Source organism: Vibrio astriarenae (assembly GCF_010587385.1).
Lineage (GTDB): Bacteria > Pseudomonadota > Gammaproteobacteria > Enterobacterales > Vibrionaceae > Vibrio > Vibrio astriarenae.
In genome coordinates this window covers 579128-604886 of sequence record NZ_CP047475.1, presented here as the reverse complement: position 1 = coordinate 604886, position 25759 = coordinate 579128, and the positions used below count along the sequence as shown (strand labels likewise).

Annotated in this window: 22 protein-coding genes; 8 read left to right on the top strand and 14 right to left on the bottom strand. The window is 46.4% G+C overall.

Features of this window, described 5'->3' with window-relative positions; genetic code table 11:
- Window positions 1-3: 3 nt before the first annotated feature.
- Together GT360_RS02990 and murQ are read left to right on the top strand one after the other, a co-directional pair.
- Window positions 4-1125, top strand: coding sequence for an anhydro-N-acetylmuramic acid kinase (locus GT360_RS02990; protein WP_164649554.1), 1122 nt, complete (start codon window positions 4-6; stop codon window positions 1123-1125).
- Entirely contained in the window at window positions 1122-2042 is a 921-nt protein-coding gene (gene murQ / locus GT360_RS02985) for an N-acetylmuramic acid 6-phosphate etherase (RefSeq protein ID WP_164647442.1), read from the top strand. Before GT360_RS02990 ends, murQ begins: the two co-directional genes overlap by 4 nt.
- Before the next feature lie 62 nt (window positions 2043-2104).
- Here murQ and GT360_RS02980 read toward each other — a convergent pair whose 3' ends face one another.
- Window positions 2105-2446: a DUF2799 domain-containing protein gene (locus GT360_RS02980; protein ID WP_164647441.1), complete on the bottom strand. Its 342-nt coding sequence runs from the start codon at window positions 2444-2446 to the stop codon at window positions 2105-2107.
- A gap of 210 nt (window positions 2447-2656) precedes the next feature.
- Between GT360_RS02980 and GT360_RS02975 the strand changes: the two genes are divergently transcribed.
- Both GT360_RS02975 and GT360_RS02970 read left to right on the top strand, forming a co-directional pair.
- The gene (locus tag GT360_RS02975; protein WP_164647440.1) at window positions 2657-4141 is read left to right on the top strand and encodes a carbon starvation CstA family protein; all 1485 of its coding nucleotides are present in this window, start codon (window positions 2657-2659) and stop codon (window positions 4139-4141) included.
- Window positions 4142-4263: 122 nt separating this feature from the next.
- Entirely contained in the window at window positions 4264-4740 is a 477-nt protein-coding gene (locus GT360_RS02970; RefSeq protein ID WP_164647439.1) for an arsenate-mycothiol transferase ArsC, read from the top strand.
- 48 nt (window positions 4741-4788) lie between these two features.
- Here the strand turns inward: GT360_RS02970 and ispH are convergent, their stop codons facing one another.
- The 6 genes from ispH to murJ form a co-directional block, all read right to left on the bottom strand.
- The gene (ispH, locus tag GT360_RS02965; RefSeq protein WP_164647438.1) at window positions 4789-5751 is read right to left on the bottom strand and encodes a 4-hydroxy-3-methylbut-2-enyl diphosphate reductase; all 963 of its coding nucleotides are present in this window, start codon (window positions 5749-5751) and stop codon (window positions 4789-4791) included.
- A gap of 24 nt (window positions 5752-5775) precedes the next feature.
- Entirely contained in the window at window positions 5776-6201 is a 426-nt protein-coding gene (gene fkpB, locus GT360_RS02960; protein ID WP_394244104.1) for an FKBP-type peptidyl-prolyl cis-trans isomerase, read from the bottom strand.
- A 106-nt stretch (window positions 6202-6307) separates the two neighbouring features.
- Entirely contained in the window at window positions 6308-6814 is a 507-nt protein-coding gene (gene lspA / locus GT360_RS02955; RefSeq protein ID WP_164647436.1) for a signal peptidase II, read from the bottom strand.
- 66 nt (window positions 6815-6880) lie between these two features.
- A complete protein-coding gene (gene ileS, locus GT360_RS02950; RefSeq protein ID WP_164647435.1) occupies window positions 6881-9709 on the bottom strand; it encodes an isoleucine--tRNA ligase in 2829 nt (942 codons plus the stop codon).
- Window positions 9710-9764: 55 nt separating this feature from the next.
- Window positions 9765-10706 carry a bifunctional riboflavin kinase/FAD synthetase gene (ribF, locus tag GT360_RS02945; protein WP_164647434.1) on the bottom strand — a complete coding sequence of 314 codons (942 nt, stop codon included), beginning with the start codon at window positions 10704-10706 and terminating at the stop codon, window positions 9765-9767.
- 78 nt (window positions 10707-10784) lie between these two features.
- A complete protein-coding gene (gene murJ, locus GT360_RS02940) occupies window positions 10785-12347 on the bottom strand; it encodes a murein biosynthesis integral membrane protein MurJ (RefSeq protein ID WP_164647433.1) in 1563 nt (520 codons plus the stop codon).
- Window positions 12348-12607: 260 nt separating this feature from the next.
- Between murJ and rpsT the strand changes: the two genes are divergently transcribed.
- Window positions 12608-12868, top strand: coding sequence for a 30S ribosomal protein S20 (gene rpsT / locus GT360_RS02935; RefSeq protein WP_164647432.1), 261 nt, complete (start codon window positions 12608-12610; stop codon window positions 12866-12868).
- Window positions 12869-12981: 113 nt separating this feature from the next.
- Here rpsT and GT360_RS02930 read toward each other — a convergent pair whose 3' ends face one another.
- Both GT360_RS02930 and nhaR read right to left on the bottom strand, forming a co-directional pair.
- Window positions 12982-13275: an ArsR/SmtB family transcription factor gene (locus GT360_RS02930; protein ID WP_164647431.1), complete on the bottom strand. Its 294-nt coding sequence runs from the start codon at window positions 13273-13275 to the stop codon at window positions 12982-12984.
- 14 nt (window positions 13276-13289) lie between these two features.
- Window positions 13290-14180: a transcriptional activator NhaR gene (nhaR, locus tag GT360_RS02925; RefSeq protein WP_164647430.1), complete on the bottom strand. Its 891-nt coding sequence runs from the start codon at window positions 14178-14180 to the stop codon at window positions 13290-13292.
- A 475-nt stretch (window positions 14181-14655) separates the two neighbouring features.
- Here nhaR and GT360_RS02920 point away from each other — a divergent pair, with 475 nt between their 5' ends.
- Together GT360_RS02920 and GT360_RS02915 are read left to right on the top strand one after the other, a co-directional pair.
- On the top strand, window positions 14656-15801 hold the full coding sequence (locus GT360_RS02920; RefSeq protein WP_204274558.1) for a Na/Pi symporter: 1146 nt from the start codon (window positions 14656-14658) through the stop codon (window positions 15799-15801).
- A gap of 394 nt (window positions 15802-16195) precedes the next feature.
- Entirely contained in the window at window positions 16196-17344 is a 1149-nt protein-coding gene (locus tag GT360_RS02915; RefSeq protein WP_164647428.1) for a Na/Pi symporter, read from the top strand.
- A gap of 110 nt (window positions 17345-17454) precedes the next feature.
- On the opposite strand, the gene GT360_RS02910 is transcribed toward GT360_RS02915, so the two are convergent.
- A complete protein-coding gene (locus GT360_RS02910; RefSeq protein ID WP_239502575.1) occupies window positions 17455-18270 on the bottom strand; it encodes a LysR family transcriptional regulator in 816 nt (271 codons plus the stop codon).
- 111 nt (window positions 18271-18381) lie between these two features.
- Here GT360_RS02910 and GT360_RS02905 point away from each other — a divergent pair, with 111 nt between their 5' ends.
- A complete protein-coding gene (locus GT360_RS02905) occupies window positions 18382-19380 on the top strand; it encodes an NADP-dependent oxidoreductase (RefSeq protein ID WP_164647427.1) in 999 nt (332 codons plus the stop codon).
- A 98-nt stretch (window positions 19381-19478) separates the two neighbouring features.
- Here the strand turns inward: GT360_RS02905 and carB are convergent, their stop codons facing one another.
- From carB to mutT, 4 genes are all read right to left on the bottom strand, one after another.
- Window positions 19479-22703 (bottom strand): carbamoyl-phosphate synthase large subunit, encoded by a 3225-nt coding sequence (gene carB, locus GT360_RS02900; protein ID WP_164647426.1) that lies wholly within the window; start codon window positions 22701-22703, stop codon window positions 19479-19481.
- 16 nt (window positions 22704-22719) lie between these two features.
- On the bottom strand, window positions 22720-23859 hold the full coding sequence (gene carA / locus GT360_RS02895) for a glutamine-hydrolyzing carbamoyl-phosphate synthase small subunit (RefSeq protein WP_164647425.1): 1140 nt from the start codon (window positions 23857-23859) through the stop codon (window positions 22720-22722).
- 481 nt (window positions 23860-24340) lie between these two features.
- Complete coding sequence (dapB, locus tag GT360_RS02890) at window positions 24341-25150, bottom strand: 4-hydroxy-tetrahydrodipicolinate reductase (protein ID WP_164649553.1); 810 nt, start codon at window positions 25148-25150, stop codon at window positions 24341-24343.
- A 204-nt stretch (window positions 25151-25354) separates the two neighbouring features.
- Complete coding sequence (mutT, locus tag GT360_RS02885; protein WP_164647424.1) at window positions 25355-25756, bottom strand: 8-oxo-dGTP diphosphatase MutT; 402 nt, start codon at window positions 25754-25756, stop codon at window positions 25355-25357.
- Between the last annotated feature and the right edge of the window lie 3 nt (window positions 25757-25759).

The following is a 25759-nucleotide window of genomic DNA, read 5'->3' as shown; positions in this document are numbered from 1 at the left end:
GTGATGACAATGCGCGAACTCTATATAGGTCTTATGTCAGGAACCAGTCTTGATGGTGTGGATGCAGTCGTTGTTGCGATTGATGAGCATAAGATTGAGCTGATTGAACACGACGAATACCCTTTCCCTACCGAACTAAGAAAGAGCATTCTTGATATTTGTACAGGTCAAGCGACCAATTTGCCCATCGTAGGCCAAATCGATCACTTGTTAGGCAAGCTCTATGCTAAAGCAGTGCATCGGCTACTCAAAAAGGCAAAGCTGCTTCCTAGCGCTATCAGAGCAATTGGTAATCACGGACAGACCGTTTTCCACCAACCCCAGGGGAACGAGCCATTCACCATACAACTGGGTGACAACAACCTAATCTCTGCATTAACAGGTATTGACACTATTGCAGACTTTCGCCGCTTAGATATGGCGGTCGGAGGCCAAGGCGCCCCTCTGGTTCCAGCCTTTCACCAGTACCTCTTTGCCCTGCGTGACTCAACCACGGTCATCCTCAACATTGGTGGTATTGCGAACGTCTCCGTTATTCCGACGACCCACGATGTCACTGGCTATGATACTGGACCAGGCAACATGCTGATGGACGCTTGGTGTGAGATGCATACTGGCTCTAGATTTGACAAGAACGGTGCTTGGGCAGCGAGTGGCGAGGTGGACTCAACGTTGCTCAGAAAACTGATGTCCGACCCCTACCTACAGGCTCTTCCTCCTAAAAGTACAGGGCGAGAGCACTATAATCTTGACTGGTTGCAGCAACAGTTGGCGGGCAATGAGGCGCCACAAGATGTTCAGCGCACTTTGTGTGAGTTTACGGCGCAGAGTATTGCTAACGCTATCTCAATCCACAAACAAGGAGATGAATGTGAGCTGCTTGTATGTGGCGGAGGCGCGAATAACTCTCTATTGATGCAAAGACTGGCTGCCCTATTACCGCAATGGAAAGTGATGCTGACATCAGAAAAGGGCATAAGTGAAGACTACATGGAAGCGATGGCCTTTGCTTGGTTAGCAAGACAACGCGTCCACAACCAACCGAGCAACCTGCCTTCAGTGACAGGGGCAAAACAGTCTGTTTCTCTTGGGGTCATCTACCCTGCTATCAAGGATTTTTCATGAGCGATAATCAACTGCTAAACACCCTTTCAAAGCTGGTCTCTGAAGGAAGAAACCCCGACACCATGGACCTAGACTCTGTGAGTACCTTGGAGCTTGTTAGCAAAATTAATCAGCAAGACAAACTGGTGCCACTCGCGGTAGAGAAAGAGCTCCCCAACATCGCAAAAGCGGTTGACGTGATTAGTCACGCATTTCGTCAAGGTGGTCGCCTATTCTACTGCGGTGCAGGCACCAGTGGTCGTCTAGGTATTCTTGATGCATCCGAGTGCCCACCAACATTTGGCGTTGATGAGTCTATGGTGGTTGGTGTGATTGCTGGCGGGCATGAAGCGATTTTTCGTGCTCAGGAAGGGGCAGAAGATTCACCACAGCTTGGGCAAGACGATCTCATCAATCATCAACTGACTGCAAATGACGTCGTTGTGGGCATTGCTGCTAGTGGTCGCACGCCGTATGTAATAGGTGCTCTTAACTATGCCAACTCGATTGGCGCACAGACAGTGGCACTCTCATGCAATCCGGATTCAGCCATTGCTCATTGCGCCAACATCGCAATATCGCCGGTCGTGGGTCCAGAGGCGCTTACCGGATCCACCAGAATGAAATCAGGTACGGCACAAAAATTGGTGCTCAATATGCTCACAACCGCCAGTATGGTGCGTATTGGTAAGAGCTATCAAAACCTGATGGTGGATGTGAAGGCGACCAACAAAAAATTAGTCGCTCGCGCAGTAAGGATTGTTATGCAAGCCACAGAGTGCAGTGCGGAGCAAGCCACACAGGCACTAGAGCAGTGCGAGTATGAGGTGAAAACCGCAATACTCATTCAGCTCACGGGCCTATCTTGTCAAGAAGCTCGACGTCAAATTCAGCAGACCTCTGGCTTCTTAGGCAAAGCGATACAACAAGCGACCTAATAGCCAATGGCTGTGTAAGCCCCTCTGAGAGTGCTTATGCAGCCATTGAAAACAGAGCGTCGCTACTTGTTGTATTCCATCCACCCGCGCTGCCACTCCATTCTAAACTTCTGTCCCTCTTCCGTGTTTTCACACACGCCTTCGTAGTATTGACCTGATAGACCAATCTGATATGCAACATTCGGATTGCAGTATTCAGCGATACCTGACAAATACCCTTTGTCATACTCTGCTGGCTCCGCATTGCTGTATTGACTCAAATCTGCCATTGAGCGCGAAACATTGCCTCGTAAGCCTTCTTGATAGCCAACTTGATACCAATCCCCTTTTGCAATCAGGTCATCGGCTGAAGATGCACAGCCAGCTAAAATGACCACTAAGCCAGCGATCAATCGCTTGTTCATTGTCTATTCCTTTCTTTTCATTGATGATCAACAAGTGCCACTCACTGTAGATAATAGCCGCTCACTAACAGTAAAAACCACTTAATTCCTATCACTACCACTTAATTATTGATACTGCCACTGACTTAAGCAGCGCAAGAATATCGATATTGATGGGCGTAGTATGCACGCTATAACAAATTCACCCTGACCTACATAAAGGATAAAGCTATGTTGTGGTTTCTGACCTGTGTCGCCCTACTCTTAGCCGGCTATTTTTTCTATGGCACGTTCATCGAGAAGATTTTTGGCATCAACGAAAAACGTCAAACCCCTGCTCACACTAAAGCCGATGGCGTTGACTATGTTCCGATGTCAACCAAGAAAGTCTACCTAGTTCAGCTATTGAACATTGCAGGCGTTGGTCCAATCTTCGGCCCTATCATGGGTGCACTTTATGGCCCTGCTGCTATGTTGTGGATTGTCGTTGGCTGTATCTTTGCCGGTGCTGTTCACGACTACTTCTCTGGCATGCTATCTGTGCGTAATGGTGGTGCATCAGTGCCAACCATCACTGGTCGTTACTTAGGCAATGGCGCCAAACATTTTATGAACATTTTTGCCATTGTCCTACTGCTTCTTGTTGGTGTCGTTTTCGTTTCAGCACCTGCTGGCATGATCACTAACCTAATCAACGATCAAACAGGTCTTACTGTTTCGATGGGCACCATGGTTGCCATTATCTTTGGCTACTACATCATCGCAACCATCGTTCCAGTCGATAAGATCATTGGCCGCTTCTACCCTCTATTCGGCGCGCTATTGATCTTTATGTCCGTTGGTCTTATCACTGCCGTTGGCCTATCTAGCGAACACACTGTGATGGGTGATTTCCAAGTGAGCGACATGTTCACTAACTTGAACCCGAACGACATGCCTATCTGGCCTGCGCTATTTATCACCATCGCTTGTGGTGCAATTTCTGGCTTCCACGCAACTCAATCACCTTTGATGGCACGTTGTATGGAGAACGAAAAGAACGGTCGCTTCGTCTTCTACGGTGCAATGATTGGTGAAGGTATCATCGCCCTAATCTGGTGTGCGCTTGCTCTGTCTTTCTTCGGCTCAATTGAGCTATTGAGTGAAGCCGTTGCGAACGGTGGTCCGGGTAATGTTGTCTACAGCGCATCGTTTGGTCTGCTTGGTGTATTCGGTGGCATTATCGCTTTCCTTGGTGTTGTTATTCTCCCAATCACATCCGGTGATACCGCGTTCCGTTCAAGTCGCTTAATTCTGGCTGAATACTTCAACATGGAGCAGCGCTCTCTGCGCAACCGTCTACTAATGGCAATTCCACTGTTTATTATCGGCGGCATCCTGACTCAAGTTGATTTCGGTGTTATCTGGCGTTACTTCGGTTTCGCTAACCAAACCACAGCGGTAATGATGCTTTGGACAGCTTCTGCCTACCTACTGCGCCACAACAAGCTGCACTGGGTAACGACGCTTCCCGCTATGTTCATGACGACTGTTGTTGTCACCTTTATTCTAAATAACAGCACTCTAGGCTTCGGTCTACCAATGAACATCTCAACTATTGCTGGTATGGTGTTCTCCCTTGGTGTCACTGCACTGGTTATCAAACGCTCTAAAGGTAAAGGTGAAGATGACCTTGCCGATGAAGAGAAGGTTGAGGCTGATACAAAAACAGCCTAGTGGGTAATGAGTCACTAAAAGGCTTCTTCGGAAGCCTTTTTCATTTTTGTCGATAGGCTAAATCTTTCAGCAGCAACTAAACTTAATCAGGGAGAGTAGAGTAACCAAGGCTGGGGGTTCCCATGTATAAAGTTCTGTTTGTCTGTCGGCACAATGCTGGTCGTAGCGTCATTGCTGAATCGCTCGCGCAACATTACTTACCAAATAATCGCTTTAGCATTGCCAGTGGGGGCGTTGAGCCCAGCGGCAACATCAACCCCTTGGTGAAGTCCTATCTTGAAGATAATCAACTTCCCATCCCTCACCATCACGCTCACTCGTGGGATGAGCGCATTGCCTTCGAGCCCGATATCGTGGTGACCTTGTGCGATAGCTTACAAGGTGAGCCGACACCGAAATGGATGGCAAACGGAATAAGAGTCAGTTGGCAGATAGAGGCCTTTCCTACTGGCTACCACGCCAACAAAAATAGCCTTTATCAACACGCAGAAAGTGTCGCCAACACACTCAAGCCCAGAATATTAAGAATGGATGAGTTACTCGTGGATGGATTACCTAGTGGACTGATCACAGACTATATGGCGAACCTCAACCACTAGATCTAAAAAGGCAGCCTTAAGCTGCCTTTGTCTGAGAGTATCAAATCGTTAGTCGACTTGTTTCACCTGTAGCTCTTTTGGGACCTCGAAGAACATGTTTTCTTCACGGCCTTGTACTTCTTCTATTGTATCAGCGCCAAGCTCTTTAATGCGATTTAGAATCTTGTTCACTAACTCTTCCGGCGCAGAAGCACCCGCCGTCACGCCAACTCTTTTCTTACCCTCAAACCATTGTGGCTGGACATCTTCAGGACAGTCAGTCAAATAACCCTCGGTACCTAACTTTTCAGCCAGCTCTTTTAGGCGAGTGGAATTTGATGAGTTCTTTGAACCTACAACCACCAGCACATCCACCTTTTCTGCGATTTCACGTACCGCATCTTGACGATTTTGAGTCGCATAGCAGATATCGTCTTTACGCGGCCCTTGAATCTCCGGGAATACTCGACGTAACTCTTCAATCACATCCGCTGTCTCATCCACAGAGAGGGTGGTTTGACTCACATAGTGAAGATTACTTGGGTCTTTAACGATGTCTTTCAGTGTCGCTACGTCCTTTGGCGTCTCCACCAAGTACATACCGCCAGTCTCACTGTAGTACTGACCCATCGTGCCTTCTACTTCAGGGTGTCCGGCATGGCCAATCAACACGACTTCCATGTTCTTACGGCTTGCTCGAGCAACTTCCATATGAACTTTGGTCACCAATGGACAGGTAGCATCAAACACGGTGAGATCTCGAGCCTTTGCCTCTTTACGCACTGCTTGGGACACACCATGAGCAGAGAAGATAACGATATTATCATCCGGCACTTCATGCAGCTCTTCAACAAAGATAGCGCCGCGCTGCTTTAGTCCTTCAACCACAAAACGGTTGTGCACCACTTCATGGCGTACATAGATAGGTGCTTGATACATCTCGAGAGCACGCTCTACAATACTGATGGCTCGGTCAACACCCGCACAAAAACCGCGTGGATTCGCTAATAGAATTTTCATGTTACTACTCATGGCGTTTTATCTTCTTAATGGCCGTTATTCTACTGATAAAATTTCAACTTCAAAAGTCACATCTTGGCCAGCTAGTGGGTGATTAAAGTCAACGGTCACGGAGTCGCCGGCAATCTCAGTAATAATACCTGGAATTTCAGCCCCTTCCGGGCCAGAGAACGCCATGATGGTGCCAACTTCAACTTCAGCATCACCGACAAATTTAGCACGGTCCATATGATGAATGTGGTCCGGATTAGGCTGACCAAAGGCATCATCGGCCTTTAGTTCAATCGATTTTTTGTCACCCTGCTCAAGACCAAGTAGACACTTTTCAAAGTTTTCACTCAAGCTACCATCGCCAATAATACATTTCGCAGGCTTACCCATGTTTTGGGTGCTGTCAGCGACAGAGCCATCTTTCATCTTGATGGTAAAGTGCAGGGTGACTGCTGAGTCTTGGGTAATCATGCTCACGTTATTTCTTCCTTGTGCTTTATTATTGTGGTGTTTGTTATATAAAAAAGCGCCACCCGAATCAACGGACAGCGCCTAGGGATATTGCTCTTATCTGGGTTTAATCACTTTTCTTCTCACTGCGGAAACTATCGATAATGATCATCGCCGCGCCGATACAAATCGTCGTATCAGCCAAGTTGAATGCTGGCCAGTGGTATGTGCCCCAATAGAAATCCAGGTAGTCGACAACAAAGCCGTGTACGACTCGGTCGAATACATTGCCGACGGCTCCACCAATGATCATGGCGTAAGCAATATTATTCCACTTCTCTTTTGCAGGAAGCTTACTCATCCAATAGCTGAGCATGCCTGTCACAGCAAAGGCGATCGCGGTAAAGAACCAGCGCTGCCAGCCAGACTGATCGCTAAGGAAACTGAAAGCAGCGCCATAGTTGTGAACATAGAGCAGATTAAAGAATGGCAGAACCTCGATACGATTCGACCAGCCGTAACCCATGTTCTCCATGACAACAAACTTAATCGCGATATCCGCGACGAAGATAACCACCGCAAGCCATAGCCAACGAATACCCGATTGTTTTAGGGTTAGTGCTTGTTCACTCATAGACCTTCCTAAAAACAACCCCAGTAAAAACTGGGGTTGTAACTACGTTAAATATCAGCGATTGGCTTATGCGAACTTACGTACTTCGCCTTCACCATCAACGTTTGATGCACAGCGACCACAAATCTTCTCATGACCAGCAATGGTGCCCACATCTGGAGTGTGGTGCCAGCAGCGGTCACACTTCTCGTTTTCTGTTGCTTTCACTTCAACCAACAGACCTTCGATGTCTGTTGCTTGAGCCGCGTCAGTCTTTTCACTGATAGGTTTCACCGTTGCTGCTGAAGTCAGAAGAACAAAACGTAGTTCGTCTTCCAGCTTATTTAGCTTCTCTGCTAGTGCGTCTTCTACAAATAACGTCACTTCTGCTTGTAGCGAACCACCAATCGTCTTCTCGTTACGAGCAGCTTCTAGTAGCTTGTTCACTGCACCGCGAACTGATTGGATTTCTGTCCAGAACTCATTGTTTAGCTCTTCGCCTTCTGCAAGACCAAATAGACCTTCGAACCACTCGCCAGTGAAGACAAACTTATCACGTTGACCTGGCATTTCGTTCCAGATTTCATCTGCAGTGAACGACATGATTGGCGCCATCCAACGGACGAGAGCTTCTACGATGTAGTAAAGCGCAGTCTGACAGCTGCGTTGAGCGTGGCCGCCCTTCTTCGCTGTGTATTGACGGTCTTTAATCACATCTAGGTAGAATGAGCCCATCTCGATAGAGCAGAACTGCATTAGGCGCTGTGTCACAGCATGCGTGTTGTACTCACCGTATGCTTTCACAATCTCTTCTTGTGCAGCCAGTGCGCGGCCTACTGCCCAGCGATCCAGTGCTACCATCTCTTCAGCAGGAACGATATCTGTTTCTGGGTTGAAACCATTTAGGTTTGCTAGGAAGAAACGTGCGGTGTTGCGGATACGGCGATACGCGTCAGCAGAACGTTTTAGGATTTCATCAGAAACGGCTACTTCACCCGTGTAGTCTGTTGAAGCAACCCATAAACGCAGGATATCCGCACCTAGCTTATTGGTGACATCTTTTGGTGCCACTACGTTGCCGATAGATTTAGACATCTTACGGCCTTGGCCATCAACCACGAAACCGTGTGTCAGAACTTGCTTGTAAGGCGCTTCATCTTTCATCGCAATTGAAGAAATCAGCGACGACTGGAACCAGCCACGGTGTTGGTCTGAACCCTCTAGGTAAAGATCTGCATTGTTACCGTTGTACTCTTCACGAGAATCAACCACAGAGAAGTGCGTAACACCCGAGTCAAACCATACATCTAGCGTATCCAGTACTTTCTCGTAGTTATCTGCATCAGCGCCAAGTAACTCAGCCGCATCAACATCCCACCAAGCTTGAATGCCTTTCTCTTCCACCAGCAGAGCGACCTTCTCAATCAACTCAAGCGTGTTTGGATGAAGTTCTGCTGTCTCTTTGTGAACAAACAGAGCAATCGGCACACCCCATGTACGTTGGCGAGAGATACACCACTCTGGGCGACCTTCAATCATACCTTCGATACGGCTCTCACCCCACTCAGGCATCCACTCAACATTCTTGATCGACTCGAGTGCTTTAGCGCGCAGACCCGCTTGGTCCATTGATACAAACCATTGAGGTGTAGCACGGAAGATGATTGGAGTCTTGTGACGCCAGCAGTGTGGATAGCTGTGTTCATAAGCGTGGTGGTGTAGCAGAGCGCCTTTCTCTTTTAGCACTTCCACAACAGCATCGTTTGCTTTGAATACATGCTGGCCCGCAAATAGTTCAGTATCTGGCAGGTAGACACCGTTTGAACCCACAGGGTTTGCCACTTCTAGACCGTATTTTTGACCAACCGCAAAGTCTTCTTGACCATGACCCGGAGCTGTGTGAACCACACCCGTACCAGAATCTGTTGTTACATGATCGCCAAGAATCGCAGGAACAGTAAAGTCGTAGAATGGGTGGTTGAACTGAGACAGCTCAAGATCGGCACCTTTAGCAAAACCTAGGTTATGGAAATGCTCAATACCAGCACGATCCATGACGTCTTTTGCAAGCTCAGACGCAACAATAATACGCTCAGGGTTGTCACCTTCCGTTTGAATTAGTACGTACTCTAAATCGTCACGTAGGCACACCGCACGGTTTGCTGGCAGTGTCCAAGGTGTGGTTGTCCAGATAACAATAGAGATGTCACCCTGACCTTGGTGGTCACCCGCTAAGTCGAACTTAGAGATAAGAGCTGCCTCATCTGCCGCTTTAAAGCGAACATCGATCGATGGCGATACTTTATCTTTGTATTCCACTTCTGCCTCTGCCAATGCAGAGCCACAGTCTGTACACCAGTGTACCGGCTTAAAGCCTTTTAACAGATGGCCATTCGATGCGATTTTACCCAAAGCACGGATGATGTTTGCTTCTGTACCGAAGTCCATCGTGCGGTAAGGCTTATCCCACTCACCCATAATACCAAGGCGTTTGAAGCTCTCTTTCTGACCTTCCACTTGGCCTGCCGCGTATTTGCGACACTCTTCGCGAAACTCAGCAGCAGAGATTTTTTGGCCTGGTTTGCCCTTTTTCTTCTCTACCATTAGTTCGATTGGTAGACCGTGACAGTCCCAACCAGGAATGTACGGTGCATCAAAACCAGAAAGTGTTTTGGATTTAATAATAATGTCTTTAAGAATCTTGTTTAGCGCGTGACCAATATGGATGTCACCATTCGCGTATGGAGGACCATCGTGTAGAACGAAAGATTTTTTGCCTTTCTTCGCTTCACGGATTGCGCCGTAAAGGTCTTCTTTGTACCAACGCTTAAGCATTTCTGGCTCACGATTCGCCAGATTACCGCGCATTGGAAACCCTGTTTCAGGTAAGTTCAGGGTATCTTTATACTCACTCATCGATTCTTAATTCCGTTGTGTTGGGTGACAGTTAGACATTATGCCCTGTGGCGAACTAAACCACTGGGACTTGCTGACGCAGCCACACCCTTGCTGCTTCAGCATCCAATTCAATTTGTTGCTTGAGGAGATCAAAAGAATCAAACTTCTTTTCATCTCTTAATTTGTGCAAAAGTGACACTTCTAATTGCCTACCATACAGATTGGCATGAAAATCAAACAAGTGCACTTCTAATTGTTGACGAACACCCTTTACCGTCGGACGCTGGCCGATATTCGCCACCCCACCAATGGGTTGGTTGCCAATACCATGCGCCTCTACTACGTAAACACCAGACACGGGTGATACGCAACGTTTAAGCGGGATGTTCGCGGTAGGGAACCCTATGGTTCGACCTAACTTTCGGCCGTGGGAAACACGACCGCTGATGCTGTAGTCACGACCCAACATCGTTTTTGCTGCTGCCAAATCATTCAAAGCTAAAGCCTGACGAATGGCGGTACTGCTGACCCGTTGCTGTTGTAGGCAGAAGCTTTGGGTACTCACTACCTCAAAACCAAACTCTCGTCCAGCTTGCTCAAGCATGGAAAAGTTACCCACTCGGCCTTTGCCAAAACAAAAGTCATCACCAACAACTAAGAACTTCACACCCAGCTTTTGGACCAGAAGATCTTTAATGAACGCTTCAGCAGATAGGTTGGCAAATTGGTGATTAAAGTTTACACACAATAACCTATCTAAATTCAACTTACTCAGTTGAACATACTTATCACGCAATCGAGTCAGGCGTGCAGGTGCTTTATCACCGGCAAACAACTCTAATGGCTGTGGATCAAACGTCATAACCGTTGAAGGTAAACCAAGTAACTTAGCTTGTGCAGTCACTTGTTCAAGTACCGCTTGGTGACCTAAATGAACGCCATCAAAGTTTCCAATCGTCAGCACACAGCCGTGATGCTGAGAGGAAATATTATGAATACCACGAATTAATTCCATCGGAATCGTCTTTGACCTGCTAATCTCATTGCGTGAAACTGCCGGATTATATACTAAACAGCGTCAATCTGTCTTGCTTCATTCGGTTATTGCTTTTAAATGATGCATACGAATACCCATTAAGGCCAAGCAGAATAAATAAAGTGCGCCTCCCGCTGCAATCAACATACTGAGAGACATCACTCTTTCTATCAGTGACCACTGTAGCCAAACGCTCATGTCCTCAAGCAGCCACACGAGCAACGCGACCATTGCAGCTCCAGCCAATGCTAAGCGAGCGACAAACTTCAACGTTGTCGCTGTCAAACGATAGATATTGTCTTTATGTAATCCCCAATAAAGGAGACTCATGTTTACAAATGCGGACAACGCGGTAGCGATGGCTAAACCGACATAGCTGAAGAACCAGGCAAAAATAGCATTAAACACCATATTTGAGATCATCGCGATAATGCCAAACTTCACAGGTGTTTTGGTATCTTGTCTTGAGTAATAGCCGGGGGCGAGGACTTTTATCAACATAAAGTTAAGCAGACCCGACGCATAGGCGACTAAAGATAAAGAGGCTTGATGAACATCTTGCGCACCAAATTCGCCACGCATAAACAGTACCATCAGCATCGGCTTAGCTAACACGACCAAACCTAACATTGCCGGAATACCCAGCAGCAGAACCATTCTTACACCCCAGTCCATGGTTTGAGCAAACCCCTCACTGTGGGCATCAACATGCTTGCGAGACAAAGCTGGCAAGATAACCGTAGCGATTGCGATACCAAACAAACCGAGTGGGAACTCGAGTAAACGATCGGAATAGTAGAGCCAACTGATGGAACCCGTTTGAAGGAAACTTGCAATAAAGGTATCAAACAGCAGGTTGATTTGGCTGACAGACACACCAAACAGAGCGGGAATCATTAACGTGCGGATTTTAACCACGCCAGGATCACGCCAGCCCCACTTCGGCTTGACCATCACACCGGCTTTAATCAGGAACGGGATCTGGAATAGAAACTGAGCCAATCCCCCCAAAAAGACACCAATCGCCAAGCCAATTTCTGGTTGAGAGAGTTGTGGCGCGATCAACCAAGCACACAGGATGATCATGACATTGAGAAAAACTGGGGTAAACGAAGAGACTGCGAACTTCCCTAGGGTGTTCAATATGGCGCCAGACAGCGCGACAAAAGTAATAAACCACAAATAGGGAAAGGTAATTTTGAGCATAAAGCTCGCAAGTTCGAACTTTTCGGCCGAGGGACCGCCATTTAACCAATCTAAGAACCATCCAAAACCGAACAGCGCAGTAACGACACCGGACCCTAAAACACCGATGACCGTAACAATTGAGACGATAACGCCTAACGTACCTGCCGCTCTCGCAATAAGGGCACGTGTCTTATCCATGTCACCTGAAGCATGGTACTCTGTGAGCACGGGCACGAACGCTTGTGAAAAAGCGCCCTCAGCAAATAGTCGACGTAAAAAATTAGGGATTTTGTTGGCGAAGAAAAAGACATCGGCGCTGGCACCCGCCCCCATTAAATTGGCGACAACTACATCACGTATCAGGCCTAACACTCGGGAAATCAGCGTCATAGCACTGACTATCATGCCTGATTTAAGAAGACGTTTACTCACTTTTACCTCGGATTAATGACCACTAGCATTGCCTACTCTTTTTATAGTGACATGAATATCGGTTCAAGAGCAGATAAGTATTAGCATTGGTGTAAAAATACTGATAGAATCCCCGCCATCTTAACCGTGAAGACCTTTTCTTACCAAAATTTGTTTGGTATTGAGTGGTTTTTACACAAATCATTTGACATTTAAGCGCGAATTAGGCATAGTCCCAGCCCTTAAATTGTCACCGAACTAAGTTTTTGGGAGTTAGACCCTTGGCAAATAGTAAATCTGCTAAGAAGCGCGCTATCCAAGCTGAGAAACGTCGCCAGCACAATGCTAGCCGTCGTTCTATGATGCGCACTTACATGAAGAAAACTGTTGCTGCTATTGAAGCAGGCGACAAAGAAGCTGCAACTGCTGCATTCGCTGCAGTTACACCACTACTAGACCGCATGGCGACTAAAGGCCTTATTCACAAGAATAAAGCTGCTCGTCACAAGTCTCGTTTCGCTGCACAAATCAAAGCTCTTTAATAGAACCTTTGGTTTATCAGTGACAAAAAAACCGGCTTTTGCCGGTTTTTTTATATCTAAATTTTGTCACTAGTAAGCTGAGCAGCAACCTTTGCTACTCTCTTCCTGCCACCTTATTCACAATACAACTGGTGTAACACCGCAATCAGCGCCTTCACTTCTCGGCTCTTCAACGAATAATAGACCGTCTGAGCTTCTTTTCTGGTATCTACCAATCCATCGCGGCGCAACCAAGCGAGGTGCTGAGATAAAGCGGACTGACTGAGATCGAGCTGCTGACTAAGCTGCCCGACAGACAGCTCTGTTTCCAGCAACAAACATAAAATTTGCAGGCGACGCTCATTCGCCATTGCCTTTAACACTGTGACGGCTTGTGCGGAGTTTTTCTCCATCTGCTTCATATCCATGAACCGACGTCCCTTTATTCAAACAACTCAGAATAATCTGCATCACAGATATTCTTCACTGCAGGGTGCTGAATCATCCTCTCAGCAAAAATAACGTAGTACTCCTCTCGAATCTCATCGAGGTGGCCGACGATCTGCAAAGGGAACTCTTTTTCAACTTCTGACTGATAGACTGTCGGCGCTAAAAATAGCGCGTCATTGTGATAGCTAGCAAAGGCTTTCATTAATGCCACATCATCGAACTCACCCAGAATATTTGGTGTTAACCCTTGGCGATCAAACCACTGTAATACCTTGCGACCCATCGCTGTTCGGCTGCCGGGTATCAATAACTTTCGCTTCTCCAGTATTGCAGGGAACTCATTTTCCTTAATTTGACCGATAGAGAAAAAGCTCATGTGGGACTCCCCAAGCTTCTTACTAAACAAGCCCGGGCTTTGACTTGAATCGACAGGGCAATCAGACAGGATAATATCTAACTTATGCTGAGAGAGTTGCTCTAGCAGCATTTCGTGCGTTGATTCAAAACAACGCAAGTGAATGCTGTTATCTTCCGGCACGGTCGACATCAATATCTTACTCACCAAGCGCTTTGAGAGCGCGTCAGCGACACCGACATCGAACAGCAAGTTTGAACGTTGGCTGTAATTTACAATATCAAGCATCTCGTAGCTCAAACCAAACATTCGATCAGCGTATTTGAAAATCAGTTGGCCCAACTCTGTGGGTTCGACACTACGACCGTTGCGCTTAGTCAACTTACCATCCACTCTTTCTTCCAACGCTTTGATCTGCCCAGTTACCGTCTGAGGTGTCAAGAACAAGGCGTCTGCGGCTTTGGTTACCGAGCCTTGCTTGCAGACCATCCAGAAGTAATAAAGGTGATTGTAATTAAGATGAGACATACGCGAAATTGCAGCCCTAACGTGATAAATGAACGCCACATTATACCTAACAGCGATAAATAGTCAGCCTACTATCAAAAACCATCTGCTGTGCAACAAATAACCAGACCTCGCATTTTTGCTAAAAAACGCTCTCATTTCGCCTATTAGATGTAACAAAAGGTTAATGAGGCACCCTCACCTCCCTACACATGCCTATAAATACCGAATTAAAAGCAATTTAGTGAAACTATAACCGAAACCAAATCATTACATGTCATATAGACAAGATGATAAAACAACACCTACACCTAGCCAAACCACAAATATAATCACTTAAAAACAACCACTTAATACAACTCCATCCATCTGAAATACGACAGAAAAACCCTTACACAAAAGTGTCATATAAATGAAATATTCGATTTCTACTATCGCCGACAGATTAAACACATGGTCATAAACAAAGAACATTGACCAAACGGAGATGATTATGATTAACCAAGCGAACACGACAGCGGCACCTGAGTTGGCAAAGACAAATATGTTGCGCTGGGCAAACTTGGCATTCATGTTGTACTTGCTACTAGTATCAGTATCTATGGTAGGTAGTGGCTTTAAATTAGCGACAGGTGATCAAGCAAAAGCACTATTTGAATTTGCTTCGCACCCAATTGCAGGTCTAATGATTGGTTTGGTGGCAACGGCGCTAACACAATCATCCAGCACCGTGAGCTCAATCATTGTTGCGCTTGTTGCCGGTGGCTTACCGGTGCAAATTGCGATTCCTATGGTGATGGGTGCAAACATTGGTACGACGATGACCAGTACGCTTGTGAGTCTTGGTCATGTGCGTTGTAACACCGAGTTTAAGCGTGCTTTTGCAAGTGCGACTATCCACGATATTTTCAACCTGCTCGCTGTAGTGATCTTCCTGCCGCTAGAGATCATGTTCGGTATCATGGACAAGATTTCTCATTGGCTAGTGTCGCCATTCATGTCAACAGGCGACCTGAGCATGAAAGGCCTCAACTTTATTGGCCCTCTAACCAAACCTGTCGTCTCTGCTATTCAGTCTCCACTAGAGAGCATGGGCAATGTGACTGGCGGCCTCATTCTTATTGCTCTTGGTATCTTCACTATCATCAGTGCCATTACTGTGATGGGTAAGCTAATGAAGAAACTGATGGTCGGTCGTGCACGTGACATTCTAAAAGGTGCCATCGGTCGTGGCCCTATGCACGGTATTGCATCAGGCACAGCCGTGACTATCCTAGTTCAGTCTTCATCGACAACAACCAGCTTAATTGTACCGCTCGTAGGCTCTGGTGTTTTGAAAGTACGCGAAGTTTACCCGTTCACTGTCGGTGCAAACATCGGTACTTGTATCACAGCTTTACTCGCAGCAACGGCAGTTTCCGGTGAATTCGCAGTCTTTGCTCTGCAGATTGCACTGGTGCACCTTGTCTTCAATGTCTTAGCAACTCTGGTTATCTTTATGGTGCCTGTGCTGCGTGAAATTCCTGTGAAGGGCGCCGACTATATTGCAGAACTCGCGGTTAAGAACAAGCTCATGGTAGCGGTATACTTACTAAGCATCTTCGTCTTACTGCCTGGCATTATCTTAGCTTTAACTGCTTAGTCGATTTTCCCTCTTTTATAAAACCTGCTTTCGAGCAGGTTTTTTTTCGTCTGAATATCACCCCAAGTGAATATGTGACAATTAAATCTACGAATAAACCGAAATTAACTCAACTTTCGCGTACTAATTCCTTAATTAGCAATCCATCCTGTCATATTTAGTCACTTTAAAAATCAATAACTTACCTGTTGGGCTTTTTCACCTCACCTACTTATATCCCATTAACTTCAATTACTTAGAACTTAAATGACATCAGTAAGCCAACAGCCAAATGCGTAACAATTCAATTCCAAATGTTTCAAACTGTAATATTACTGAAATATTACAGTTCTAGTATCTCGCTCAGATTAAACAAAACGGTCTATTGAGTATGAAGACCAAAATGGAGAAACCTATGATTAACCAAGCGACCTCGACAGCAGTAGCGGGAGCGAACAGCAAAAACTGGCTACGCTGGGCAAACTTGGCTTTCATGTTATATCTGTTACTACTTGCCGTCTCTATGGTGGGTAGTGGGTTTAAGATGGCAACGGGCGATCAAGCAAAAGTCCTATTTGAATTTGCCTCTCACCCAATTGCAGGCCTGATGATCGGTTTGGTCGCCACCGCACTGATCCAGTCTTCAAGTACAGTGACATCCATAATCGTCGGTCTCGTCGCTGGCGGCCTTCCTGTCGAAACAGCAATTCCAATGGTGATGGGTGCTAATATCGGTACGACAGTGACCAATACGCTTGTGAGCCTTGGACATGTACGTTGCAAAGAAGAGTTCAAGCGTGCCTTTGCCAGTGCAACCATTCACGATTTCTTTAACCTGCTTGCGGTAGCGATCTTCTTGCCACTCGAAATGATGTTTGGCATCTTAGACAAGATCTCACACTGGCTAGTCTCACCGTTCCTAGCAACGGGTGATATGAGCATCAAAGGTTTGAACTTCATCAAACCAATCACTAAACCTGTAGTGAGCGCGATTCAAGAGCCGCTATCATCGTTTGGTTCGACAATGGGTGGTGTTGCACTTATCGTTCTGGGTATTGCTGTTGTGTTTGTCTCCATCACCTTTATGGGCAAGCTAATGAAGAGCCTAATGGTAGGTCGTGCGAAAGACATTCTGAAAGGTGCTATCGGTCGTGGCCCTATTCACGGTATCGTCTCTGGTTCAATCGTCACAGTATTGGTGCAATCATCTTCAACGACAACAAGCTTGATGGTGCCGCTGGTTGGCTCTGGGGTTCTAAGAGTACGTGAAGTGTATCCATTTACACTTGGTGCTAATATCGGTACGTGTATTACTGCCTTATTGGCTGCCACTGCTGTCTCTGGTGAGTTCGCGGTTTTCGCCCTACAAATCGCGCTCGTTCACCTGGTATTCAATATCTTAGCGACAGTGTTTATCTACGGCATTCCGTTCCTACGTGAACTGCCAGTCAAGGGTGCTGATTTCATCTCTGACATGGCAGTGAAGAACAAGAGCGTTGTTGCAGCATATCTAGCATCGGTATTTGTTGTCATGCCTGGGCTTATCCTCGCAGTTACCGCTTAATTGATGATATCGTTTAAGCGATAGCCGTACAGACTCAAGGCTCGCCTCTTTTGGCGAGCTTTTTTATTGCGGCTGTAAAAAATGCTGCTTAATAAAGTCCACTGCAACCTTCACCTTTGGACTCGCATAAGAGCGTTGTGGATAAAGCATATAAACTTCAACTCGACCAGCTCACCCGCTTCTATATGTGGCGCAAGTACCCATCGCGGCAACATAATAATCCCCTCTCCTGCGATCGCTTTTTCTATTAACCAATTACCGCTGTTGGTGGACAACACAGTAGGAGCTGAGACGTTGTGCCATTGACCTTCAATTTCGGATAGCCAAGGCGTGCTGCCGGAGGGGGTTTTATAATAAAGACCTTTGTGGTGACGTAAGCTTAAGGTTGAACTTGGCACACCATATTGCGCTAAATACCCCTGAGAGGCGGCAGCGATAAACTCATTACTCATCAGCCTCAGCGCGATAACGCGCTCATCAGGAACAAATCCACCTCGAATCGCAATATCAACATCATCACGCTGTAAATTAGACAATGCATCATTGAGCTCGAGATCAAGGGTGATCTCAGGATAGGCTTGTGAAAACAGATTGAGTACTGGGATTAATTCACGCTCTGCAAATCCAGACATACAGGTGATCTTTAGTGTGCCCTTTGGCACTGACTGATAATCACGCACGGCTTGATCACATTGCTCTAGTTGCTGAATAACCGACCGAACTTGGTTGTAATACTGTTCCCCCACCTCTGTTAAGGACAGGCTGCGTGTCGTTCGACTGAATAGCTGAGCGTCTAGATTCTGCTCTAAATTAGCAATGCGTCGTGAGATTGAAGACGCAGGCACATTAAAATGCTTTGCCGCGTGTGTGAAACTGCCCTTTTCAGCCGTAACGATGAAATAGCGAATCGCTCTAAGTTGGTCCATATCGAGTTATTATTGCTTTAAAGACAATAGAGTTTAGCAATTGCTCCTATATATCCTTACGTGGTGATTAGTAATAATGTGATCAACCTAATAAGAAAAGGACACACTACTATGTCAACTCACAAGGAAATTCGCCTTATTGCTCGACCTGATGAGAGAGGTATCGGCCCTCACCTTTTTGAACTCAAGCAACCTCAAATTCCACAACCTGCACAAGGCGAAGTTCTCATCAAACAAACTCATATGTCTCTAGACCCTGCAATGATTGGCTGGATGCACCCGGATACAGAAAGCTACATTCCACCTGTGGCGTTAGGCGATGTGATGCGTTCGAGTGGCTTTGGTGAGGTTATCGCTTCGAACCACCCCGACTTTTCAGTCGGAGATCAAGTGATGGGCATGACCGGATGGTGTGAGTACTTTGTCTCCGATGGCCAAGGCATCAATAAAATTCAACCTGGATTGAATCCAGAAATGGCACTGTCTATTTTTGCCTTGCCTGGCCTAACCGCAACCCAAGGGCTTTTCAGCATCGGCAAACCTAAAGCTGGAGAAACTCTCGTCGTTACAGGTGCGGCCGGCTCAGTCGGGTCTATTGTTGGTCAACTAGCAAAAGCGGATGGGTTAAGAGTGATTGGTGTCGTGGGCAGTCAAGAGAAAGCGGAATGGATAGTCAATGAGCTTGGTTTTGATGCTGCTATCAATTACAAATCAGACAACCTTGAGCAGCAACTCGCAGAGCTAACACCGAACGGCATCGATGTCTTCTTTGAGAATACTGGCGGTCCTATTCAGCATGCGATTTTTGAGCGTATGAACACGTTCGGTCGTATCGTGGTGTGTGGCATGATTGCGGACTACACGACAGAGCAACCTGCGTTAGCCCCTAACTGGATTCCAATGATCAAGAAGCGTCTTACAATGCAAGGCTTCGCGATGACCGACCATTTCCAAGATGCACCCGCACTGCTGGAGAAGCTTACCCCCTATGTCATGCAGGGTAAGATCAAATACCGCGCACACACACTGAAAGGGTTAGAGAGTGCAATGGACGGTATCAACCTATTCTTCACCGGAGATAACAAGGGCAAACTGATTGTTGAACTATAGTGCAATCACCTAATTGAATTTCCCGCTTTTGCTCCCGCAGAAAAAGAAAGCCCGCTCAATTGAGCGGGCTTTGTTGTTTAACACAATCTTTCAGACAATTAAGCGTTCTTAACTTGAGCGTGAAGCTCTTGTACTGAAGTTACTGTCGATTTCGCATCAGCAGTGTGCGCGAGAGAAGTCGCAAACGCCGCGTTTAGCGTTGTTGTGTAGTTCACTTTCTCAGCAAGAGCGCCACGACGTAGTACTTTAGAGTCTTCAATCGCTTGACGACCTGCTGCAGTGTTTACGATGTACGTGTACTCATTATTCTTGATACGGTCAAGAATGTGAGGACGACCTTCGTGTACCTTGTTCACTAGACGTGGGTTAATACCCGCTTCACCAAGGATGACTGCTGTACCGTGCGTTGCATCTAGTTGGTAACCAAGTTTCGTTAGCTTAGATGCTAAATCTACTACGCGCTGCTTGTCGCCTTCACGAACGGACAGTAGTGCACGACCACCTTCTGGGTAAACATTGCCACAACCTAGTTCTGCTTTCGCGTAAGCTTCAGCAAATGTTGCACCCACACCCATAACCTCACCAGTAGAACGCATTTCTGGGCCTAATAGTGGGTCTACACCAGGGAACTTGTTGAATGGCAGTACCACTTCTTTCACTGAGTAATAAGGTGGGATGATCTCTTTAGTAAAGCCTTGAGCTTCTAGAGACTGACCCGCCATTACACGCGCTGCAATCTTCGCGATTGGTGCACCTGTTGCTTTCGATACGAACGGTACTGTACGCGCTGCACGAGGGTTCACCTCGATTAGGTATACTTTGTTGTTCTTAACCGCAAACTGAGTGTTCATTAGACCGCGAACACCCAACTCGAACGCTAGCTTTTCAACTTGCTCGCGCATGACGTCTTGGATTTCAGCGCTTAGCGTGTATGCAGGAAGAGAACATGCAGAGTCACCAGAGTGAACGCCCGCTTGCTCGATGTGCTCCATGATACCGCCGATAACAACGCGCTCACCGTCACAGATAGCATCGATATCCACTTCTACTGCATCATCTAGGAAGCTATCTAGAAGAACCGGAGACTCGTTAGATACGCTTACTGCCTCATTGAAGTAGCGGCGTAGATCTTGCTCGTCATATACGATTTCCATCGCACGACCACCAAGAACGTAAGAAGGACGCACAACCAATGGGTAGCCGATTTCGCGAGATTTCTCAATCGCTTGATCCATTGTTGTTACTGTCGCGTTCTCTGGCTGTAGGAGACCTAGACGGTCAACAGCAACTTGGAAGCGCTCACGGTCTTCTGCACGGTCGATTGCATCAGGGCTAGTACCGATGATTGGTACGCCTGCCGCTTCAAGAGCACGAGCCAATTTCAGTGGAGTCTGACCACCGTACTGTACGATAACGCCCGTTGGTTTCTCTACGCGAGCAATCGCTAGTACATCTTCAAGAGTGACAGGTTCGAAGTACAGACGATCTGATGTGTCGTAGTCTGTTGATACTGTCTCAGGGTTACAGTTCACCATTATGGTTTCGTAACCGTCTTCGCGCAGTGCTAGAGATGCGTGTACACAGCAGTAGTCAAATTCAATACCTTGACCGATACGGTTAGGACCGCCACCAAGGATCATGATTTTCTTCTTGTCTGATGGGTTCGCTTCACACTCGTCATCGTATGATGAGTACATGTAAGCCGTATCAGAAGAGAACTCTGCCGCACACGTATCTACACGTTTGTAGACTGGGTGAATATCGTATTGGTCACGTAGACGACGAATTTCACTTTCAGAAACACCTAGAATCTTAGACAGGCGTGCGTCAGCAAAGCCTTTACGCTTAAGCTTGTTCAACGCTTCTTTGTTTAGACCAGCAAAGCCTTTCGCTTTCAGCTCTTGCTCTAGCTTAACGATATCTTCGATTTGAACTAGGAACCAACGGTCAATTTGCGTTAGGTTGAAGACACCGTCTACTGACATACCAGCGCGGAATGCATCTGCGATGTACCAGATACGCTCTGCACCAGTTTCTTTCAATTCGTGACGAATCTTAGTTAGGGCATCAGGTGCATCTAGGTCAACCATCTCGTCAAAACCAGTCGCGCCAACTTCTAGGCCACGTAGGGCTTTTTGTAGCGATTCTTGCTGGTTACGGCCAATCGCCATCACTTCACCAACAGACTTCATCTGTGTGGTTAGACGGTCGTTAGCACCTGCAAATTTCTCGAAGTTAAAACGAGGAATCTTGGTCACAACGTAGTCGATAGTCGGTTCGAACGATGCTGGTGTTGCGCCACCAGTAATGTCGTTCATTAGCTCGTCTAGTGTGAAGCCAACAGCCAGTTTCGCTGCAATCTTAGCGATTGGGAAACCGGTTGCTTTAGAAGCTAGTGCAGAAGAGCGAGATACACGTGGGTTCATCTCGATGATAACCATACGGCCATCTTTCGGGTTGATACCAAACTGTACGTTTGAACCACCAGTCTCAACGCCGATCTCACGCAGTACTGCTAGAGAGGCGTTACGCATTAGCTGGTATTCTTTGTCTGTTAGCGTTTGAGCTGGTGCAACCGTGATTGAGTCACCGGTGTGGATACCCATCGGGTCAAAGTTTTCAATCGCACATACGATGATACAGTTGTCCGCTTTGTCGCGAACCACTTCCATTTCGTACTCTTTCCAACCAATCAGAGACTCATCAATCAGAAGCTCGTTGGTTGGAGACAAGTCCAAACCACGGCGACAGATCTCTTCGAACTCTTCTTTATTGTATGCGATACCACCACCAGTACCACCCATGGTGAATGATGGGCGGATGATACATGGGAAACCAACCATATCGAGAACTTTGTAAGCCTCTTCCATTGTTTTCGCAGTATCTGCACGTGGACACTCAAGACCAATTGATTTCATTGCTTTATCAAAGCGAGAGCGATCTTCCGCTTTGTCGATTGCGTCCGCAGTCGCACCAATCATCTCTACACCGAACTCTTCAAGCACGCCGTGCTTTTCAAGGTCAAGCGCACAGTTCAATGCAGTCTGACCACCCATAGTCGGTAGAACGGCATCTGGCTTTTCTTTAGCGATGATGTTGCGTACAACTTCCCATTGGATTGGCTCGATGTAAGTCGCATCCGCCATATCTGGGTCAGTCATGATTGTTGCTGGGTTAGAGTTCACTAGGATAACTCGGTAACCCTCTTCACGCAGTGCTTTACAAGCTTGAGCACCAGAGTAGTCAAACTCACATGCTTGACCGATAACGATCGGGCCAGCACCAAGAATCAGAATACTTTTAATGTCAGTACGTTTTGGCATTCTCTACTACTCCAACTTACGCTTTGTGTTCTTTGATTAGTTCAATGAAGTGGTCAAACAATGGCGCTGCATCGTGTGGACCTGGGCTCGCTTCAGGGTGACCCTGGAAGCTGAACGCTGGTTTATCTGTGCGGTGGATACCTTGAAGTGTGCCGTCGAACAGAGATTTGTGTGTTGCACGTAGGTTCTCTGGAAGCGTCTCTTCATCCGCAGCAAAGCCGTGGTTTTGTGAAGTAATCATCACGACATCACGGTCAAGGTCTTTCACTGGATGGTTCGCACCGTGGTGACCAAACTTCATCTTCACTGTTTGCGCACCAGACGCAAGTGCTAGAATTTGGTGACCTAGACAGATGCCGAAGATAGGCAGGCCTTTATCTAGGAAGACTTTTGTTGCTTCGATAGCGTAAGTACATGGCGCTGGGTCACCAGGGCCGTTTGAAAGAAATACACCATCTGGGTTCATTGCTAATACTTCTTCTGCTGATGTTTCAGCAGGAACAACCGTTAGGCGACAGCCGCGGTCAACAAGCATGCGTAGGATGTTGCGCTTCGCACCAAAGTCATAAGCAACAACGTGGAAAGGAAGTTCACTGTCCGCTTTCGCTTCAGGCAAGCCGCCCTCTAGAGTCCACGAACCCTGTTTCCATTCGTACGCTTCTTTAGTTGTAACTTCTTTCGCGAGATCCATGCCTTTTAGGCCTGGGAACTCTTTTGCTTTGGCGAGCGCTAAAGCTTCATCGATGTTGTTACCTGCTACGATACAACCATTCTGTGCGCCTTTCTCACGAAGGATACGCGTCAGTTTGCGAGTATCGATGTCTGCAATACCTACAATGTTTTGCGACTTAAGATAATCAGAAAGAGACTGTTCATTACGGAAGTTAGAAGCGATAAGAGGAAGATCGCGGATCACAAGGCCTTGTGCGTGGATTGAAGAAGATTCTTCGTCTTCGGAATTGGTTCCGGTATTGCCAATGTGAGGGTAAGTAAGGGTAACGATTTGTTGAGAATAGGAAGGATCAGTGAGGATTTCTTGGTACCCCGTCATCGAGGTATTAAAAACGACTTCACCAACAGCAGAACCATCTGCGCCAATGGATTCACCGTGGAATACTGTCCCATCTTCTAGGACTAGCAGTGCTGACTTACTCAAGACAACCTCCAGAATAAAAATGCATTAAAATCGAATTAACTTGCAATTCTACCTTCCTTCAACGCGTAAAACTGCGTTTTTACGGAAATTAGACAAATTGGCGGTATTCTATTGATCGCCCCTTACACTGTCAAGAAAAAGGGAAAATAAAATTGTCTGTTTCTAAGCGAATTTACACAAATCTCATCTTTAGGCTCAAAACATCATGTTTACTCGCCAAAAATGGCAGCTTAATGACGGTTTAAAGAAATGCTTGGATATTTAGTGTTCAGCAAAAGGTAATTATAGTTTCTCGAAAAAAGCAAACGTTGGCTTTACAGCTAAAACCCTTACTTTTGAGCATAAAAAACAAAAACCACACTAAAGCGCTAGAAATAGACAAATTAAAGGTCAATAAAGCACAATTTATTGAAGAAAAATTGGGTGAGAAAACGATGGGAAATGGCTATGCGCTGGTATAAACCAGCGCATAGTTATGTAATTAGAGATTATTAAGGTCTAAAACGTCAGTCATGGTATAGAAACCCGCTGGTTTTTCGTTTAACCAGACTGCGGCTTTTACTGCACCGTTTGCAAATGTCATACGATCTGTCGCTTTGTGAGTAATCTCGACTCGCTCACCAATATCGGCAAACATCGCCGTGTGCTCACCCACAATATCGCCCGCACGAATCGTCGCAAAACCAATTTCATCTTTGGTGCGTTCGCCAGTAATACCCTCTCGAGCATACACTGCAACATCATTGAGGTTATTACCCATCGCTCCAGCGATAGCTTCACCCATACCGATAGCCGTACCTGATGGTGCATCCACTTTGTGTCTATGGTGTGCTTCTACGATTTCGATATCTGTATAGTCACCCATCACTTTTGCCGCTTTCTCTAGCAGCTTAAATACAAGGTTAACTCCAACACTGTAGTTAGGTGCCATGACAACCGGAACTTCTTGGGCAAATTGGTCAATCACAGCACGTTCTTCATCGCTAAAGCCGGTGGTACCAATGACTATTTTTTTTCCATGTGCTTTACATAGTTCTAAGTTGGCCAGCGTGCTGGCAGGAGCGGTAAAATCAATAATGACATCAAACGCTTCAATACTGTTTTCTAAACTATCAACAAGTGCGATATCAAGGTGGCCTTCACCACATAGTTCACCAACATCGACACCAACCAATGATGATTCTGGTCGCTCCGAACCTGAGCCTAGACGTGCTTGTTGGTTGCTTAGTGTTGCTTTCACAAGGTTACGACCCATGCGACCAGCAGCGCCAGCGACTGCAATTTTTACCATTGCTTCTTCTCCATTGTTATCTTGTACGGTGATAGGTTCCATGTCCCCGTCTCTATTCTTTTCCAGCCCGTAAACCCAAAAGTGAACACTTTGCGAACAATCTAATGACGGTACTGGTTTATTTCAGCAAGTTTTTGTGGGGGATGTTAACTCAACTAATTAACCTACCAATTATTTCAAGCGCTGACTAGAGTGAGTTCCTCTTTACTCTGCGAATTCCTTTACCACACGCTCTAAGATTGGCACGTTGGCTTCAGGAAAAGCGTATTCTGGCAATTGACGGATATCGACCCATTTTCCCTGCTGCCCTTCCTTGCCAAAAGGTTGATGTTGGAACGCTTCAATACAGATAAAGTCGAACTTTAATGATTTATCTGTGTAATCAAACTCTAAGTGCTGATAATGAGACTGCTTTGTCACTTCAATGCCAATCTCTTCAAGCAACTCGCGTGACATCGCCTGTTCTATCGCTTCACCATCCTCAACTTTGCCACCTGGAAACTCCCAAAAGCCCCCCTTATGTTTATCGCTCGGCCTTTTGGTGATATATACCTGACGCTTATCAGCACTAAGAATAATTCCTGCGACTATGTGTACTCTTTTCATACC